The sequence below is a fragment of the Streptomyces sp. CA-106110 genome (assembly GCF_050936285.1).
Taxonomy (GTDB): domain Bacteria; phylum Actinomycetota; class Actinomycetes; order Streptomycetales; family Streptomycetaceae; genus Streptomyces.
Genome location: NZ_JBNJNB010000001.1, coordinates 5465659 through 5483352 on the forward strand (window position 1 = coordinate 5465659; position 17694 = coordinate 5483352).

Sequence of the window (17694 nt, forward strand, 5' to 3'; positions counted from 1 at the left end):
GTCCGCCGGCTTGCTGAGCCGCGCGTGCAGGCGGTCGATGCCCGGGACGGTCACGGTCGACTCCCTGGGGCCCTGCACCCCTTGGTAGGCCCCCCCGTACTCACATGCTCAGACCCCGCACCAGAAGGTCAAGAAGCGCACACACGAACAGGGCGATGCCGATGAATCCGTTGACGCTGAAGAACGCCCGGTTCACTCGGCTCAGGTCATGGGGCCGCACGATCGAGTGCTCGTAGACGAAGGCCCCCGCCACGATCACCAGACCGAGCCAGAAGAAGAAACCGGCGCTGGTGACGACCGCGTACCAGACGAACAGGACCGTCACGACCGTGTGGCACACCCGGGCGCCCCAGATCGCCGCCGGCACGCCGAAGCGGGCCGGCACCGACATGACCCCGATCTCGCGGTCCGTCTGCACGTCCTGGCAGGCGTAGATCAGGTCGAAGCCGCCGATCCAGATCCCGACCGCGAGCCCGAGGATGACCGCGTCCCAGTCCCACCTGCCGGTGATCGCCAGCCAGGCGCCGACCGGTCCCATCGCCTGGGCGAGCCCGAGGATGGCCTGCGGGAAGTTGGTGAACCTCTTGCCGTACGGATACACCACCATCGGGATCACCGCGATGGGGGCGAGCGCCAGGCACAGCGGGTTGAGCAGCGCCGCGGAGCCCAGGAAGAAAACCAGCGCGATCAGTGCGCCGGTCCAGGCGTGCCGCACCGACATCGCGCCGGTGACCAGTTCGCGGTGGGCCGTGCGCGGATTGCGGGCGTCGATCTCCCGGTCGATGATCCGGTTCGCGGCCATGGCGAAGGTGCGCAGGCCCACCATGGCGACGGTGACCAGGAACAGCCGGCCCCAGTGGATGTTCCGGTCCCACTGGTACATCGCGGTCAGCGCGGCGATGTACGCGAAGGGGAGCGCGAAGACGGAGTGCTCGATCATCACCAGGCGCAGGAATGCCTTGGTGCGTCCCGGCTGCGGGATCGCGGCGGAGGCGCTGCTCACAGGCCGTACTCCTTCCAGCGGCGGGTCACCTTCGCCGCCGTCTCCGGGTCGGACAGGACCATGTCGGGCCAGCCCCCGTCCCTCGTGTAACCCTCCTCGGGCCACTTCTTCGTGGCGTCGATGCCTGCCTTCCCACCCCAGAACTGCTGGTAGGAGGCGTGGTCGAGGTGGTCGACCGGGCCTTCGACGACCGTGAGGTCACGGGCGTAGTCCGTGTTGCCGAGGGCACGCCAGGCGACCTCGTGCAGATCGTGGACGTCGCAGTCGGCGTCCACGACCACGATCAGCTTGGTGAGGGACATCATGTGCGCACCCCAGACGGCGTGCATCACCTTCTGGGCGTGCTTGGGGTACTTCTTGTCGATCGAGACGATCGCACAGTTGTGGAAACCGCCCGCCTCGGGGAGGTGGTAGTCCACGATGTCCGGCACGATGATCTTCAGCAGCGGCAGGAAGAACCGCTCGGTCGCCCGGCCGAGGGGACCGTCCTCCGTCGGGGGGCGGCCCACCACGATCGACTGGAGCAGAGGGCGGCGGCGCATCGTCACGCAGTCGATCGTCAGGGCGGGGAAGGGCTCCTGCGGCGTGTAGAAGCCGGTGTGGTCGCCGAACGGCCCCTCGGGCAGCATCTCGCCGGGCTCCAGCCAGCCCTCCAGCACGACCTCGGCGTTGGCGGGCACCTGGAGCGGGACCGTCTTGCAGTCGACCATCTCGATCCGCTTGCCCGCGATGAACCCGGCGAAGAGGTACTCGTCGATGTCGCCGGGCAGCGGCGCGGTGGAGGCGTACGTCACGGCCGGCGGACATCCGAAGGCGATCGCGACGGGGAGCTTCTCGCCGCGCCTGGCCGCCACCTGGTAGTGGTTGCGGCTGTCCTTGTGGATCTGCCAGTGCATACCGATGGTCCGCTTGTCGTGGCGCTGGAGGCGGTACAGACCGAGGTTGCGGATCCCGGTCTCCGGGTCCTTGGTGTGGGTGAGCCCGAGGTTGAAGAAGGAGCCGCCGTCCTGGGGCCAGGTGAAGAGGGCCGGCAGGGTGTCGAGGTCCACCTCGTCGCCGCGCAGGACGACTTCCTGCACGAGGGCGTTGTCGGACTTGACCTTCTTGGGCGGTACGTGGGCCATCACCCCGAGTTTCCCGAACGCCTCGCGCACCCCGACGAATCCGTGCGGCAGTTCCGGCTTCAGCAGTCCGCCGATCCGGTCGGAGATCTCGCCGTACGACTTCAGGCCGAGGGCCTTGAGTAGACGCCGGTCGGTACCGAACACGTTCATGGCGAGGGGCATGCTCGAGCCGCGCACGTTCTCGAAGAGCAGCGCGGGGCCGCCGGACTTCTGCACCCGGTCGACGATCTCCCCGACCTCCAGATAGGGGTCGACCTCGGCTTTGATGCGCTTGAGGTCCCCCTCGCGGTCCAGCGCCCGGAGCAGGGACCGAAGATCGTCGTAGGCCATGCGTCCCAGTATCCGGTACCGGCTAACCTTGCCCCGTCACCGGGGCCCTCTCATGCCCCGTCGCCGACTCCTGGGGGATCGCACCACCATGTTCAGGTATCTGCCCTACCTGCTGGTCCTGGCGCTGTGGATATACGCCTTCATCGACTGCCTCAACACCCCCGAGGCGCAGATCCGGGGGCTGCCCAAGGTGGTCTGGGTCATCATCATCCTGCTCTTCGGGGAAGTGCTGGTCGGCCCGATCGCCTGGCTCGTGGTGGGCAAGGTGCGCGAGGCCCCGGCGAACGGAGCCACGCCCTCCGAGTGGCACCGCAACCACCGCATGGAGTGGGTCGCGCCCGACGACAACCCCGCCTTCCTGAAGACGTTGAAGGAAGAGAACAAGAAGGACGAGGCGCTCCTGAAGGACTGGGAGGCCGACCTGCGCCGGCGCGAGGAGGAACTGCGGCGCCGGGAACGCGGCGAGGAGCCCCAGGGCTGAGGGCGAGGCCCTGACCCTGGAACCGGGGTGCCGCCCCGGCCCTGGATCCGTCCGCGGTCCGGCACGGGCCGGCGCCGGGCTCAGCGGACCGTGATCGAGTCGAGCTTCTCCCGCAGATACACATGCGAGTCGACCGGCTCGTACGCCACCCGCCCCACCGGCGCCGGTACCGACTCGACGACGGTGCCCGGGGTGCACTCGCCGAAGTAGACGAGGGACATCAGCTCCTCGGCTGGTGCGTCGGCCGGCGGCGGCAGAACCCGGTGCCGGCCCGAACGCCAGCGGTCGCCCGTCCAACGGGCCATCAGGTCGCCGATGCTGATGGTGAAGGCCGCCGGGTCGTAGGGCGCGTCCTGCCAGCCGCCGTCGTCCGTGTGGACCTGGAGTCCTCCCTTGCCGGCCTGCCGGTCGAGGATCGTGACGGTTCCGAAGTCGGTGTGCGGGCCGATGCGGAACTGGCCGGGCTCGGGCTCGCCGACGAGCTCCGTACCCGGGTACCAGTTGATGTTGAACCCGTACGTCGGATGTGCCATGTGGCGCGTGAAGAAGTCCTGTTCGAGCCCCAGGGCCTCGCCGAGCAGCGACAGCAGCCGGTTCTCCAGCTCGCCCATCCGCGCCAGGTACTCCTCGCACAGCACCCGCAACTCCGGCACCTCGCGCGGCCAGACGTTGGGCGCGTACCACTGCGCGTTGATCTCCGGATCCTCGAACGGCTCGTGCGTGGCGAAGGTCAGCGACTCCTTGAGGTCGGGCGGGGTCTCGGTGCCCTCGGAGTAGCCGTTGGCCTCGGTGCCGGGGCCGAGCCAGCCGCGACCGCCGACCCGGGCCGCGTACTTCTCCTTGATCTCGGCGGGCAGCACGAAGAACGTCCGCGCCGCGGCACGGATCCGGGCGCGCAGGGACGCGGCCACGCCGTGCCCGGTGACCAGCAGGAAACCGGCGCTGCGCAGGGCGTCGTCGACGGTGCGCGCGGTACGGGCGCGGGCGTCCGGGGCGCCGTCCAGCCAGGGTCGCAGATCGATGGTGGGGATACGGGGCTCAGTCACGTTCCGAAGTCCTCATTCCACAGAGCCTCCGCGACCGCGGTGGCGAGCGTCTCGTGCGCCTGTGCCTGATCCATGCCTCCGCTCTCCGTCGGCCGAAACACCGGGCCGAGGAGCGTGCGACGGCTCAGCCGCCGCGGCCTCCCACATACGCGAGCAGGCGCTCGAAGCGTTCCCTCCAGCCCGGGTCCGTGTCCTCCTCGGACTCGTGCGTGAAGCGCACCGTGGTGCCCTCGGGACGGCCCCGTTCCAGATGGAAGCGGATACGGCCGCGGCGCTCCACGGTGTACTCGGCGACCCGTTCCACGTCCCACGCGGTGACGCGGCCCCGGGCCGTTCCACCGGGCAGGCTCAGTCCCACCTCGCCGCCGAGCCGTGGTTCGAACGGCTCGGCGGCGGCCAGCCAGCAGCCAAGACCCGCGGCGGTTGCCAGGGCGGGCCAGACCTCCTCCACGGGCCGGGGCAGGTGCAGCAGGTAGTGCCGTACGCGCACATCCCCACGGTGCTCGGCGGTGCCCTCTTCGATGGGATCGGTCATGACACCAGCCTCGCCCGCGAGCGGATGTTCCGCACGTGTTGCAGGTGCCGGGCCGTCCTGGCGGCCGGGGCCGCGTGCGAACGGCACAGGCCGGTTCCGTGGCTCACGCCACGGAACCGGCCTGTGCGGCAGGAGGACTAGACGCCCGCGTAGGAGTGCTTGCCGGTCACGAAGATGTTGACGCCGTAGTAGTTGAACAGCCAGCAGCCGAAGGCGATGAGCGCGATGTAGGCCGCCTTGCGGCCCTTCCAGCCGGCCGTGGAACGGGCGTGCAGATAGCAGGCGTACGCGACCCAGGTGATGAAGGCCCAGGTCTCCTTGGGGTCCCAGCCCCAGTAGCGGCCCCAGGCGGACTCCGCCCAGATGGAGCCCGCGATGATCGTGAACGTCCACAGGGGGAAGACCGCGGCGTTCACGCGGTAGGCGAACTTGTCGAGGGAGGCGGAGGCGGGAAGCCGCTCCAGGACGGACGTGGCGAACGTGCCGGGCTTGCCGCCGTTCTGCAGCTTGTTCTCGTACGAGTCCTTGAAGAGATAGAGGAGCGTGCCGACCGCGCCGACGTAGAAGACCGCACCGCAGATGATGGCGGTGGAGACGTGGATGTACAGCCAGTACGAGTGGAGGGCCGGGACGAGCTGGTCGCTGGCCGTGTACAGGACGGTGACGGCGAGACCGAGGTCGAGCAGGACCGTGGTGGTGAGGAAGAGGCCCAGCCAGCGCACGTTCTTCTTCAGGGCGAGCAGGACGAGGTACACACCGACGGCGACCGTGGAGAAGGTGATGTTGAACTCGTACATATTGCCCCACGGCGCCCGCTGTACGGACGCCGCGCGGGCGATGACGCCGACGAGTTCGACGAGGAAGGCCAGCGCCGTGAGCGAGACGGCGATCCGGCCGTAGAGGTCGCCCTGCTCGTCGCCGCCGTGGGCGCCGGGGCCGTCCGGCACGTCACGGGCGCCGGTCGCGGCGCGGGTGACGACCTTCGGCCGCTCGAGCACCGCGGTGCCCCCGGCCTTCCGGACCGTGACGGCGGGTCCCTCCGCCTTCTTCGCGCCGTCGGCGGTGAGCGCGTTCGCCGTACGGGCGACCCTGCTGCGGCTGCCGAAGATCCATTCGGCGATGTAGGTGAAGAACGCCAGGGTGTAGACGGTCATCGCGGAGTAGATCAGCGTGTTGCTGATGTTCGCGAGGTGTTCGTTGGTGGCGGTGGCGAGGGTCACTTCTTCTGAGCCCCTTCAGCGACGGGTACGGAGGTTGCGGCGCCCGGCTCCTGATCGGGGTCGGCGTCCGGGGACGGTTCGTCGTCGATTGTCGTGGGTGCCTGGTCGTGGACGAGCGCGGCCAGGTCGCCGAGTTCCTCGGGCAGCCTCGTGGACTCGCTGCGGCCGAGACCCGCCATCTCGACGACGGTCACGCCGTCGGCTCCGGTCGTCGCGCGCACCCAGACGCGGCGGCGGTGGATGAACAGCGAGGCGGCCAGGCCGAAGATCGCGGTGATCGCGGCGCCGAGCGCCCAGCCGGTGCCGGTCTGCTGGACGATCTGGAAGCCGGCCCACGCCTTGATGTCCTTGTCGAAGGTGATCGAGCCGTTGCCGCCGGGCAGCGTCATGGTCTCACCGGGCAGCAGGCTGGACTTGAGGATGGCACCGCTCGCGTCCTTGAACTGCTTCAGGTTCTTGGTGTCCAGCTGGTACACGTTCTGCGGGAGGCCCGCGTTGACGCCCAGGTCTCCGTGGTACGCGTTCAGCGCCAGCACCGGGTAGTCGAGCGCCGGGAACTGCGAGGACATCGTGCCCTTGCCGGCTCCGGCGAAGGTCGGCACGAAGACCGCGAGGAAGCCGAGTTGCTCCGGCTGACCCTGGGCGTTCCGGTAGCCGTCCAGCACCTTGATCGCGCCCTGCGAGGTCACGTTGGGGTCGAGGGGCAGCAGCGGCACGGCGTCGTGGAAGACGACGTTGCCCTTGCCGTCGCGGACGGTGACCGTGGGGGCGTACCCGTGGCTGACGAGGTAGACCTTGGCGTCGCCGATGTTCAGCGGCTCGTTGACCTTGATGGTGGTCTTCTTGTCCTTGCCGTAGGCGCCCACGCTGTAGGTGATGCCGGCCTGGTAGGTGCGCGGGGTGCCCTTGTTGGGGCCGGTGCGCTCGTACGTGGCGGCGAACTTGTCCAGCTTGAAGCTGAACGGCACGAGGTCGTCGTCGGTGAAGAGGTTGCCCGACTTGAAGTCGTCGTACTGCGTGAGCGTGTTGGAGAACCCGTCGCCCTCGACGACCAGCTTGTTGCCCTCGGACTTGTAGAGCTGGCCCCAGGCGAAGGCGACCAGCATCACCACGAGGGCGACATGGAAGGCCAGGTTCCCGGCCTCGCGCAGATAGCCCTTCTCGGCGGCGACGGCGTCACCGGCGACATGGGCGCGGAAGCGGCGCCGCTTGAGCACCTTCAGCGCGACCTCGCGGACCTGCTCGGGGTCGGCGTCGGTGCGCCAGGTCGCGTACGCGGGCAGCCGGGTCAGCCGCTTGGGCGCGGCCGGCGGGCGGCCCCTGAGCTGCCCGACGAACTGCCAGCTGCGCGGCACGATGCAGCCGATGAGGGAGACGAACAGCAGGATGTAGATCGCCGAGAACCAGACCGAGCTGTACACATGGAACAGCCCGAGCTTCTCGTAGACCGGGCCCAGCGTCCTGTGGGCGGTCATGAAGTCCTGCACCTTCAGCACGTCGGTGCCGGACTGCGGGATGAGCGAACCGGGGATCGCCCCGAGCGAGAGCAGGAACAGCAGAAGCAGCGCGACCCGCATGGAGGTCAACTGCCGCCAGAACCAGCGGGCCCAGCCGACGGTCTCCCGCAGGATCCAGGTGATCCACCCCTTGGCGCCGGGCGCCCGGGAACCGCCGAAGGAGCCGGGCACGGCCGTCTCGACGGGGGCGGTGGACAGCTGCGAGGCGGCCTCGCCGAGGTCGGGCTCGGTGGCGTTCGCGGGAGTCTCGGGCTCGCTGGTCCGCGCGGATGTTCCAGGGGTTCCGTCGCTGTGCACGTCGGTGCTCCGTGTGTCGCTCATGGGTCAGATCCCCACCGTGAAGCCGTTGGACCAGGTCTGCATGTCCTGCACGAGGCTGTCCCAGGCGCCGGTCAGCAGCAGCACACCGGTCACGATCATCATCGTGCCGCCGATGCGCATCACCCAGACATAGTGGCGCTTGACCCAGCCGAAGGCACCGAGCGCCTTGCGGAAGGCGACCGCGGCGAGCACGAAGGGCACACCGAGACCGAGGCAGTAGGCGACGGTCAGCAGGGCCCCGCGGCCCGCGCTCGCCTGGTTGGAGGAGAGCGCCAGCACGGAGGCGAGGGTCGGGCCGATGCATGGGGTCCAGCCGATCCCGAACAGCGCGCCCAGCAGCGGCGCGCCGATCAGCCCGGCCATCGGCCGCTTGTGGAAACGGAACTCCCGCTGGGTCAGCCAGGGCATCAGCCCCATGAAGAAGACGCCCAGCAGGATCATGAGGACGCCGAGCACCTTGGACACGGTGTCCCTGTACTCCTGCAGCGTCTGCCCGAAGTACCCGAACAGCGCCCCGCCGGAGACGAAGACGACGGTGAACCCGATCACGAACAGGGAGGCGCCGGTGACCATCCGCCCGCGCCGCGCCTCCGCCAGATCGCTGCCGGTGACCCCGGTCACATACGAGAGGTAACCGGGGACGAGCGGCAGAACGCACGGGGAGAAGAAGGAGACGAGACCCCCGAGCACCGCCACCGGCACGGCGAGCAGCAGGGCCCCGTTGAGTACCGTCTGGTTGGGATCGGTGGCTGCGGCGAGAGTGGACACTCCGGTCACGTCACTTCTCCGCGAGTACCGGGGCGAGCATCGCGCGCAGCTTGTCCTCGCTGAGCGCCTGCAGCGTGCGCGCGGCGATCTTCCCGTCCCGGTCGATGACCAGCGTGGAGGGGATCGCCTGCGGGTTGAGTGTGCCCTGCTTGAAGCGGAGCATCAGCTTTCCGGTCGGGTCGTACAGACTCGGGTACGGCACCCCGTACTGCTTCTCGAAGGCGCGGGCCGGCTGGGTGCTGGTGTCACGGGTGTTGATGCCGACGAACTGGACGCCCTTGCCGGCCGTGTCCTGGGCGACCTTGACGAAGTTCGACGCCTCGGCGCGGCACGGCGGGCACCAGGAGCCCCAGACGTTGATGACGACGACCTTGCCCTTGTAGGCGGCGACGTCCAGCTGCTTGCCGTCGATCGTCGGCCCGGACAGGTCGGGAGCGGCGGCCCGCTCGCCCTTCTTGACGGTCGCGATGCCGTCCTTGCCAGTGATGAAGTTGGTGTTGCCGGAGCCCCCTGAGGTGCCCCCGGAGGAGCAGGCGGACAGCACCAGCGCCGCCACGGCGGCCCCGGCGGTGGCCAGGGCGGCGCGTCGGCGGCTGCGGCTGCGGCTGCGGGTCCGGTTCAGGCGCTGGGGGGTGCGGCAGGCGGCACTCATGTGAAAAGTTTCGCATGTCCGTTCCGGGGATCTTGCGCACCCCCCTTGTGGGTGGAAAACCGCGTTTCAGGCGGCTTTCGACGGGGTATCCGAAGCCTCCTTGCCGGCTGCCGCGAGAAACGTCGTCCAGCCCCCGGCCGGCTTCTGTCCCACGTCCAGCGACTGCAGCTTGCGCACGACCTCGGGCCGCTGCACATCGAGCCAGTCCGTGAACTGCCGGAAGGAGACGAGCCGTACGTCGGCGCCCTTTTCCTTCTCACGGGCTATGTGCTTGAACGCCTCTTCGACGGCGTCCATGTAGATGCCGCCGTTCCAGTGCTCGAAGTGGTTGCCTATGAAGAACGGTGCACGATTGGTCTCATATGCCCGCCTGAATCCGGATATGTAGGCGTTCGCCGCCTGGGTGCGCCAGCCCGGGTAGTTGGACGAGGGAGCCTGCGTCGTCCGGATCGACTGGTTGGCGAGCATGTTGTAGTCCATCGACAGGACCTCGAAGCTGCGCCCGGGGAACGGGACCAGCTGGAGCGGGAAGTCCCACAGGCCCTGGCGCTTCTCCGGCCAGCGCTGCCGGCCGCCGGGCGAGGAGGCGTCGTAGCGCCAGCCGAGTTCGCGGGCCGTGGGCAGCAGGTTGTCCTGGCCGAGGAGGCAGGGGGTCCGGCCGCCGATCAGTTCCTTGTCGTAGTCGAAGGGCAGCGACGGCAGATCGGTGAACCCGGTGTTGGTCCGCCACTCCTTGACGAAGGACTTGGCCTGGTCGATCTCGCTGCGCCACTGCTTGGGCGTCCAGTGCGCGACGGTGCCGAAACCGGAGCAGAAGTGCCCGTTGAAGTGGGTGCCTATCTCATGGCCCTCGAGCCAGGCACGGCGCACGTTCTGCAGGGTGGAACGGATGTGCGCGTCCGTCAGATATCCGATGTCGGAGGCACCCGGCGCGTTGTTCGGCGGGAGGTAGGTGCGCTTCTTCGACTCCGGCAGCAGATAGAGCCCGGAGAGGAAGAAGGTCATGTGCGCGCCGTGCTCCTTGGCGAGGTCGAGAAAGCGCGGGAAGAGCCCGTTGCCGACCTCTCCGGCGCCGTCCCAGGAGAAGACGACGAATTGCGGCGGCGTCTGGCCGGGCTCCAGGGGCACCGGCTTGTCCGGCTGGTTCGGCTGCTTGCCGGCGGCCGAGGTCGAGCCGTCACCGAGGGGGCGTGCGGTGGCCGTGGGGCTGCTGGAGGCACGGGGAGTGCTCTTGCCGGAACCACGGCCGGGCTTCGCGTCGTCGTGCTGCTGGGTACCGCATCCGGCCAGCCCCATCGCGGCAGCCGCACCCGCCCCGAGCCCCATCAGTCCCCGTCGGCTGATCTCCCGCATTCCGTCCCCATCTCATTGCGCCCTCTCAGTGGTCACACAATGAGAGGGCGCGATGAAGACGAAGGTTCCGCCGAACTCGACTACGTGGAGCGGACTTTACGAAGAAACGATTACATGGCAGGACTGCGTACATCTTGTGACGAGGCATACGCCTTGATTCAAGGCGTACGCCGTCACCGGGGCGCCGGTCCTCAGGCCCCGAACGCCTTGTCCTTGCCCTTGATCGGCTTGGCACCCGCGAGCAGATGGGCCGGCACCAGGTCCCGGGCCGGCTCGGTGTACCCCACCGACACGATCCTGTCGCCCTGATACGTGAAGGTGGTCAGGGACGCCAGCGTGCACTGCCGCTTGCGCGGGTCGTGCCACAGCCGGCGCTTCTCCACGAAGCTGCGCACGATCCAGATCGGCAGCTGGTGGCTGACGCACACGGCCTCGTGGCCGCGCGCCGCGTCCTTGGCGGCGTCCAGCGCCCCCATCATCCGGACGACCTGCTCCACGTACGGCTCGCCCCAGGACGGCTTGAACGGGTTGACGAGGTGCTTCCAGTTCTCGGGGCGCCGCAGCGCGCCGTCCCCGACCCCGAAGGTCTTGCCCTGGAAGACGTTCTCGGCCTCGATCAGCCGCTCGTCGACCGCGAGGTCGAGACCGTGCGCCTTGGCGATCGGGGTGGCCGTCTCCTGCGCCCGCTCCAGCGGGGAGGCGACGACGTGGGTGATGTCCCGGGAGGAGAGGTGCTCGGCGACCCGCTCGGCCATCTGCCGGCCCAGCTCGGACAGGTGGTAGCCGGGCAGCCGCCCGTACAGCACCCCGTCGGGGTTGGCGACCTCGCCGTGCCGCATCAGGTGGACGACGGTGATGTCACTCATGCTGCCGTGGCCTCCGCTGCTGCACGGGCCGCCGCCGGAAGGGCGTCGGCGATCTGCTGGATCGCCCGCTCGTCGTGGGCGGTGGAGACGAACCAGGATTCGAAAGAAGAGGGCGGCAGGTAGACGCCCTGGGAGAGAAGGGAGTGGAAGAACGCCGTGAACCGGAAGGACTCCTGGCTCTTGGCGTCCTCGTAATTGTGCACCGGCCGGTCGGTGAAGAACACGGAGAACATGTTGGAGGCGTTCTGCAGCCGGTGCGCCACGCCCTCCTTGGTCAGCGCGTCCGTGACGAGCGTACGGATCTCGGCGGAGACCGCGTCGACCTTCTCGTACGCGGCGTCGTCGAGCAGCCGCAGTTGGGCCAGACCGGCGGCGGTGGCGACCGGGTTACCGGAGAGGGTGCCGGCCTGGTAGACGGGGCCGGCCGGAGCGAGATGCGCCATGACGTCCGCACGTCCGCCGAACGCGGCGGCGGGGAAGCCGCCACCCATCACCTTGCCGAACGTCATGAGGTCGGGCTCGACACCGTCGATCCCGTACCAGCCGGCCTTGCTGGTGCGGAAGCCGGTCATCACCTCGTCGGAGATGTAGAGAGCGCCGTTCTCCTCGCAGAGATCCTTGAGTCCCTGGTTGAACCCCGGCAGCGGCGGCACGACCCCCATGTTCCCGGGCGAGGCCTCGGTGATCACGCAGGCGATCTCGCCGGGGTGGGCGGCGAACGCGGTGCGGACGGCGTCCAGATCGTTATAGGGCAGGACGACGGTGTCGCCGGCCTGGGCACCGGTGACTCCGGGGGTGTCGGGCAGTGCGAACGTCGCGACCCCGGAGCCGGCGGCGGCGAGGAGGGAGTCGACGTGCCCGTGATAGCACCCGGCGAACTTGATCACCTTGGACCGCCGGGTGAACCCGCGGGCGAGCCGGATCGCCGACATGGTGGCTTCCGTCCCGCTGGAGACGAGGCGCACCTGCTCGACGGGCCGGACCCGGGCGACGATCTCCTCGGCGAGCGCGACCTCGCCCTCACCGGGCGTACCGAAGGAGGTGCCGCGGGAGACGGCCTCCTGGACGGCGGCGATCACCTCGGGGTGGGAATGCCCGAGGATCATGGGCCCCCACGAACAAACAAGATCGACATATTCGCGTCCGTCGGCATCGGTCAAATAGGGACCGTCACCGGACACCATGAACCGGGGCGTACCGCCCACGGCGCGGAAGGCGCGTACCGGAGAGTTCACGCCGCCGGGCGTGACGGCCGCCGCGCGCTCGAAAAGAGTCTGCGAAACTGGGGCTTCGTACGGATAGCTCACACAAGCCATGGTGTCAGAGGCCGCGAAGATCCTGCGGACAGGTGTTTCACCGCACGTTTCGGCGGACGAACGTGGGGGAGGTCACTGACACGATGATCGGGTTGCGCAGCGGGGCCTTCGCATCCTAGAAAAGCAGTCGGGTGGAGATATGCATCGCGGTGGCGGACTGGGCGAGGGGACCGATGACCTCGGTCCTCGGCGTGCCCGGCGGGGAAGGCACCGACGCGACGCGGAGGAGACGAGCGAGAGACGTCAGGCGCAGGGTGCGCAGGGTGGACCTGAGCGGATCGACCGGCTGTCGCGTATGGATGGCATGGACCACGCGAACCGTAGGTTGGACGGACTCGGGGCAGGAAGCGGGAATGGTGGCCGGGTGGGGGTGACGTACAAGTACTTCGGTGCGCCCGACGGCGCCACCGCGGCCCGGGTCCCGATCTCGATGCGTCCCGAGGAACTCGGCGGCGACGAGCTGGGCATGGGCGGCATGTTCACCAAGATCAAGCCGGAGACGATGGCGGCGATGGTCCTCACGGGCATCGAGGGCGTCCCGCTGCACAAGGTCCCGCCGCTGGAACTGGTCGTCCTGCACCCCGACTACGCGGTGGTCAAGCTCCCCATGACGGTCGTCGACCCCCTGCGAGGCATCGGCGAGGAGGCGGTGGGCGCCGCGGCGTTCATCTGGTCCACGGTGCCGGACCGGGGCGGGCCGCGTGACGCCTTCAACGTGTACCAGCTGCTCCACGAATGGCAGGATTTCAGCCATCGCCTGCATGAGGCGGGGCATCAGCCCTATTGCCTGGTGTGGCCCTGAACCGGCGTCACCGGACCGTTCGACAGGGGAACTCCGACTGCGTTGTGACGCACGTGACATCGTGACCGAATGACATCGTGACCGCGTAAAGGGAAATGCGCGCCGAATTCCCTATGGAGCGCCGCACTCGTCTCCGCAGTGGTCATGGCGACGGAATTCCGGACGTTTGTCGCGCACGGCCGGACAGAGGGAAGGGGCGCCCCGGGATCCGGGGCGCCCCTCAGCCTTGTGGTGTCAGGCTCGCGGCGTCACCGCACGTTGATCGTCACCGTCGGCGACATCGCCTTGGCGTGGATCACCCGGAACTTCTCCATGCCCCGATTGGGGAGCTTGACGGCGGAGAAGGTGAAGGTGTCGCCCTGCACCTTGAGGCTCTTCACGGTGACCCACTGGCTGCCGATGTACCGCTGAAGCGTCAGCGTGTCGCCGGCCCTCAGGCCCTCGGTGTGGCCGGCGAACGTCACGGACTGACCCGGCTTCAGCTCGGTGTGCGACGGCTGGACGGTGATCGAGGCCGCCGTCACGGTCGTGTTCTGGGCCGTCGAGGCCGGCGCGGCGGCGAAGGCACCTACGGCCCCGACCGCCACCAGGGTGACGGCGACGGCACCGACGGCGAGGACACGGGCAGAGCGGGTACGAAGCGTGGATTTCACGTTTGTCTCCTGTGCTGTGACAGATCCCCCACTGGACGGATCCCCCACTTGCGCGCACCTTCGAGGCTTCCATGGAGCCGAACGGGCTGCGACCCGGCCGTCACTGGAATGCAGCAACGAGGACGATGAAAAGTCGGCCACTCTCTGTAGTAACAGCAGGTACAGCGGGTAATCGTAAGAGTTGACTTCTTACCTTCCCTTCATTTGATTCCGACCGTGCGCAAGATCGTCAACGCGAGTGCGCGTGCCACGTTCGTGACTTCGGCGGGCGAAACCCGCTCCCGTGGGCTGTGCGCGAGGCGTACGTCACCGGGCCCGTACTGCAGGGTCGGGATGCCCTCCGCCGCGTACAGCCGCAGATCGCTGCCGTACGGCGCCCCGCGCTCCCGCGGCCCGGGACCGCCCGTCGCGTCGGCGTGCGCCATTGCCACGGCGTCCCGCAGCGGGTGGCTTGCGGGCAGCCGGCCGCTCGCGAACTGGCCGCCCGGCCAGGTGACGACGGCCGGGTGCGCGCTGAGCCAGGGGTCGGCGGCGCAGGCCCGGGCCACGCACTCCTCCAGTTCGGCCCGGGCCGCGGCCGGGTCCTCGCCGAGCCGCACGCCCAGCCGGCCCTCGGCGACCAGCAGATCGGGCACGCTACTCGCCCAGTCGCCGGAGCGGACGGTGCCGACCGACAGCGCGTAGGGGATGGGGTACTCCTTCATCAAGGGGTCCGGGTCGGTGTTGCGGTCCCCCTCCAGTGCGGCCAGGGCCCGGTGGACCGGTATGTACGCGTCGACGGCGCTCACCCCCTCGTCACGGGAGCTCGCGTGGGCCGCCCGGCCGGGTACGGAGACCCGGAAGGTCAGGGCACCCGCGTTGGCCGTCACCAGAGTGCCGCCGGTCGGCTCGGTAATGACGCACGCGTCGCCGGTGTGCCCGCGCCGCAGTGTGCCGAAGGCGCCGAGCCCGCCGTCCTCCTCGCCGACGACGAAGTGCACGGCGACGCGGCCGCGCAGCCGGGCCCCGCTCGCGCGCACCGCTTCCAGCGCGGCCAGGTGCGCCACGAGTCCGGCCTTCATGTCGCAGGCGCCGCGGCCGTACACGAAGTCCCCGGCGGTCCTCGCCACGAACGGGTCGCCCTCCCAGCTCGCCGGATCCCCCGGCGGTACGACGTCCACATGCCCCTGGAGAATCAGTGCCGGTCCGTCGTCCCCGTCCGGGGTCGAGGCGACCAGGCCCCAGGCCTCGTCCCTGGGCGCCTCGGCGCCGGGGAAGCCGGGGTCGGCCAGCAGTTCGGGCAGGTTCATGGACCACAGGTCGACGTCGAGCCCGAGCCGGTCGAGCCGCCGGGCCAGCTCGTGCTGGATCTCCGACTCGACCGGGGTCCCAGTCACGCTCGGGATCGCGATCAGCTCCCGCAGCGTCCGGGCGATGGACACCTCGTCGACGGCCGCCAGCGCGGCGGCCTCCTCGGTTGCGAACTCGGGTGCGGTCATGGACGGTTGCTCCTGTCACGACACGCCACGGCTTCCGGCAGCCGACGGCCCTGGGTGCGCCACCCTAGGCCCTGCACGTGCCCGGCCACTCCCCGCGGTCTCAGCGGCCCGGCCCTCGGCGCACCCTCACCGGCCAGGCACCACCTGTCTCCTCCGGGCGGCGCGACACCATCCGGTCGCCGTCCACGGGCCACCGGATTCGGTCTCTGCCTACGCTGGAACCCGGTCTCCTCGATGGCCGGAACCGCTCGCAGAGCCATATGCCAGGAGAGCACGCCGATGGCCGCTACGGAGCACACACGTCCGAGCCGCTTGCGGGCGTGGATGCTGGAGGGGCTGTCCGACATGGGCAAGGGCTCCGCGGCTCCGCAAGCCCAGCCCGAGTCAGCGCACAAGGGCCAGCCCTGGTGGCGGGTGATGTGCCTGACCGGCGTCGACTACTTCTCCACCCTCGGCTACCAGCCCGGCATCGCCGCCCTCGCCGCCGGACTGCTCTCCCCCATCGCCACCATCGTCCTCGTGATCGTCACCCTGGCCGGCGCCCTGCCGGTCTACCGGCGGGTGTCACAGGAGAGCCCGCACGGCCAGGGCTCCATCGCCATGCTGGAACGGCTCCTCACCTTCTGGAAGGGCAAGCTCTTCGTCCTGACCCTGCTGGGCTTCGCCGCCACCGACTTCCTGATCACCATCACGCTCTCGGCCGCCGACGCCTCCACCCACCTGATCGAGAACCCGCATCTGACCGGCACCCTCCACGGCCACCAGATGATCATCACCCTGCTGCTCATCACCTTGCTGGGCGCGGTGTTCCTCAAGGGGTTCCTGGAGGCGATCGGCGTCGCCTTCGCCCTGGTCGGTATCTATCTCGTGCTGAACGCCGTGGTCGTGGCCGTCGGGCTGTGGCATGTGCTGACGGCCGTGCACGTGGTCACCAACTGGACGGGGGCCCTGACCACCGAGCACGGGAACGTCTTCGTCATGATCGGTGTGGCGCTGATCGTCTTCCCGAAGCTGGCGCTTGGTCTGTCCGGCTTCGAGACGGGTGTCGCCGTCATGCCCCATGTGCAGGGCGACCCCGGCGACACGGAGGAGCGGCCGACCGGCCGGATCCGGGAGACCAAGAAGCTGCTGACCACCGCGGCGGTCATCATGAGCGGCTACCTCATCACCACCAGCTTCATCACCACGCTGCTGATCCCGGAGAAGGAGTTCCGGGCGGGCGGCCGGGCCAACGGCCGTGCGCTGGCCTACCTGGCGCACGAGTACCTGGGGAACGCCTTCGGCACGGTCTACGACGTCTCCACCATCGCGATCCTGTGGTTCGCGGGGGCCTCCGCGATGGCCGGCCTGCTCAACCTAATGCCGCGCTACCTGCCCCGCTACGGCATGGCCCCGCACTGGGCGCGCGCCGTGCGGCCCATGGTCATCGTCTTCACGCTGGTCGCCTTCCTGGTCACGTGGATCTTCGACGCCAATGTGGACGCCCAGGGCGGCGCCTACGCCACCGGTGTGCTGGTCCTGATCAGCTCCGCGGCGATCGCGGTGACCATCGCCGCCCGCAAGGCCGCACAGCGCAGATGGACCATCGTGTTCGCGATCATCTCGGCCGTCTTCCTCTACACGACGGTCGTCAACGTGATCGAGCGGCCCGACGGTGTGAAGATCGGCGCCTGCTTCATCGCCGGGATCATCCTGCTCTCGCTGCTCTCCCGCCTCGCCCGCGCCTTCGAGCTGCGGGTGACCAGCGTGACCCTGGACACCCTGGCCGAGCGCTTCGTCCGGGACATCGCCAGCCGCAAGATCCGGTTCATCGCCAACGAGCCGAACAACCGGGACGTCGCCGAGTACCGCGACAAGATCGAGCAGATCCGGAACGACAACGATCTGCCCCCGCAGGAGGACTTCGTCTTCGTGGAGGTGACGGTCCGCGACCCGTCGGAGTTCGAGGCCGGTCTGACCGTCCACGGCGAGGTGCTGCACGGCCGCTACCGCGTGCTCACCCTGGAGTCGTCCTCCATCCCCAACGCCCTCGCCGCTCTGCTGCTGCACGCCCGGGACATGACCGGCTGCATCCCGCACATGTACTTCGAGTGGACCGAGGGGACCCCGTTCGCCAACTTCCTGCGCTTCTTCCTCTTCGGTCAGGGAGAGGTGGCACCCGTGACCCGGGAGGTGCTGCGGGAGGCGGAGCACGACCGGAAGCGGCGGCCGCGCGTGCACGTGGGCTGA

16 protein-coding genes are annotated in these 17694 nt (G+C 69.1%); 3 read left to right on the forward strand and 13 right to left on the reverse strand.

Annotated elements, in window-relative coordinates:
- Window positions 1-100: 100 nt before the first annotated feature.
- A complete protein-coding gene (gene mqnP / locus ACQEXA_RS25140; RefSeq protein ID WP_432931137.1) occupies window positions 101-1003 on the reverse strand; it encodes a menaquinone biosynthesis prenyltransferase MqnP in 903 nt (300 codons plus the stop codon).
- Complete coding sequence (locus ACQEXA_RS25145; RefSeq protein ID WP_432931135.1) at window positions 1000-2457, reverse strand: menaquinone biosynthesis decarboxylase; 1458 nt, start codon at window positions 2455-2457, stop codon at window positions 1000-1002. Before ACQEXA_RS25145 ends, mqnP begins: the two co-directional genes overlap by 4 nt.
- 88 nt (window positions 2458-2545) lie before the next feature.
- Between ACQEXA_RS25145 and ACQEXA_RS25150 the strand changes: the two genes are divergently transcribed.
- Window positions 2546-2938: a PLD nuclease N-terminal domain-containing protein gene (locus ACQEXA_RS25150; RefSeq protein WP_432931133.1), complete on the forward strand. Its 393-nt coding sequence runs from the start codon at window positions 2546-2548 to the stop codon at window positions 2936-2938.
- Between the two features lie 80 nt (window positions 2939-3018).
- On the opposite strand, the gene ACQEXA_RS25155 is transcribed toward ACQEXA_RS25150, so the two are convergent.
- From ACQEXA_RS25155 to hemL, 9 genes are all read right to left on the reverse strand, one after another.
- Window positions 3019-3984 carry an isopenicillin N synthase family dioxygenase gene (locus tag ACQEXA_RS25155; protein WP_432931131.1) on the reverse strand — a complete coding sequence of 322 codons (966 nt, stop codon included), beginning with the start codon at window positions 3982-3984 and terminating at the stop codon, window positions 3019-3021.
- A gap of 124 nt (window positions 3985-4108) precedes the next feature.
- On the reverse strand, window positions 4109-4519 hold the full coding sequence (locus ACQEXA_RS25160) for an SRPBCC domain-containing protein (RefSeq protein WP_432931129.1): 411 nt from the start codon (window positions 4517-4519) through the stop codon (window positions 4109-4111).
- A 137-nt stretch (window positions 4520-4656) separates the two neighbouring features.
- The gene (ccsB, locus tag ACQEXA_RS25165) at window positions 4657-5739 is read right to left on the reverse strand and encodes a c-type cytochrome biogenesis protein CcsB (protein ID WP_432931128.1); all 1083 of its coding nucleotides are present in this window, start codon (window positions 5737-5739) and stop codon (window positions 4657-4659) included.
- Window positions 5736-7577: a cytochrome c biogenesis protein ResB gene (resB, locus tag ACQEXA_RS25170; RefSeq protein WP_432931126.1), complete on the reverse strand. Its 1842-nt coding sequence runs from the start codon at window positions 7575-7577 to the stop codon at window positions 5736-5738. Before resB ends, ccsB begins: the two co-directional genes overlap by 4 nt.
- 3 nt (window positions 7578-7580) lie before the next feature.
- On the reverse strand, window positions 7581-8354 hold the full coding sequence (locus ACQEXA_RS25175; protein WP_359395157.1) for a cytochrome c biogenesis CcdA family protein: 774 nt from the start codon (window positions 8352-8354) through the stop codon (window positions 7581-7583).
- Window position 8355: 1 nt separating this feature from the next.
- Window positions 8356-8997 (reverse strand): TlpA family protein disulfide reductase, encoded by a 642-nt coding sequence (locus tag ACQEXA_RS25180; protein ID WP_432931124.1) that lies wholly within the window; start codon window positions 8995-8997, stop codon window positions 8356-8358.
- Between the two features lie 66 nt (window positions 8998-9063).
- Window positions 9064-10350, reverse strand: coding sequence for a hypothetical protein (locus tag ACQEXA_RS25185; protein WP_432931122.1), 1287 nt, complete (start codon window positions 10348-10350; stop codon window positions 9064-9066).
- A gap of 191 nt (window positions 10351-10541) precedes the next feature.
- Window positions 10542-11216: a histidine phosphatase family protein gene (locus ACQEXA_RS25190; RefSeq protein ID WP_432931120.1), complete on the reverse strand. Its 675-nt coding sequence runs from the start codon at window positions 11214-11216 to the stop codon at window positions 10542-10544.
- The gene (gene hemL, locus ACQEXA_RS25195) at window positions 11213-12532 is read right to left on the reverse strand and encodes a glutamate-1-semialdehyde 2,1-aminomutase (RefSeq protein ID WP_432931118.1); all 1320 of its coding nucleotides are present in this window, start codon (window positions 12530-12532) and stop codon (window positions 11213-11215) included. The genes ACQEXA_RS25190 and hemL overlap by 4 nt, the downstream gene beginning before the upstream one ends.
- 139 nt (window positions 12533-12671) lie before the next feature.
- Between hemL and ACQEXA_RS25200 the strand changes: the two genes are divergently transcribed.
- Entirely contained in the window at window positions 12672-13334 is a 663-nt protein-coding gene (locus tag ACQEXA_RS25200) for a hypothetical protein (protein ID WP_359395148.1), read from the forward strand.
- Window positions 13335-13582: 248 nt separating this feature from the next.
- Here the strand turns inward: ACQEXA_RS25200 and ACQEXA_RS25205 are convergent, their stop codons facing one another.
- Both ACQEXA_RS25205 and ACQEXA_RS25210 read right to left on the reverse strand, forming a co-directional pair.
- Window positions 13583-13987, reverse strand: a complete 405-nt coding sequence (locus ACQEXA_RS25205) for a hypothetical protein (protein WP_432931116.1) — start codon at window positions 13985-13987, stop codon at window positions 13583-13585.
- Window positions 13988-14187: 200 nt separating this feature from the next.
- Window positions 14188-15465, reverse strand: a complete 1278-nt coding sequence (locus tag ACQEXA_RS25210; protein WP_432931114.1) for an ArgE/DapE family deacylase — start codon at window positions 15463-15465, stop codon at window positions 14188-14190.
- A gap of 279 nt (window positions 15466-15744) precedes the next feature.
- Between ACQEXA_RS25210 and ACQEXA_RS25215 the strand changes: the two genes are divergently transcribed.
- Window positions 15745-17694: an amino acid transporter gene (locus ACQEXA_RS25215; protein WP_432931112.1), complete on the forward strand. Its 1950-nt coding sequence runs from the start codon at window positions 15745-15747 to the stop codon at window positions 17692-17694.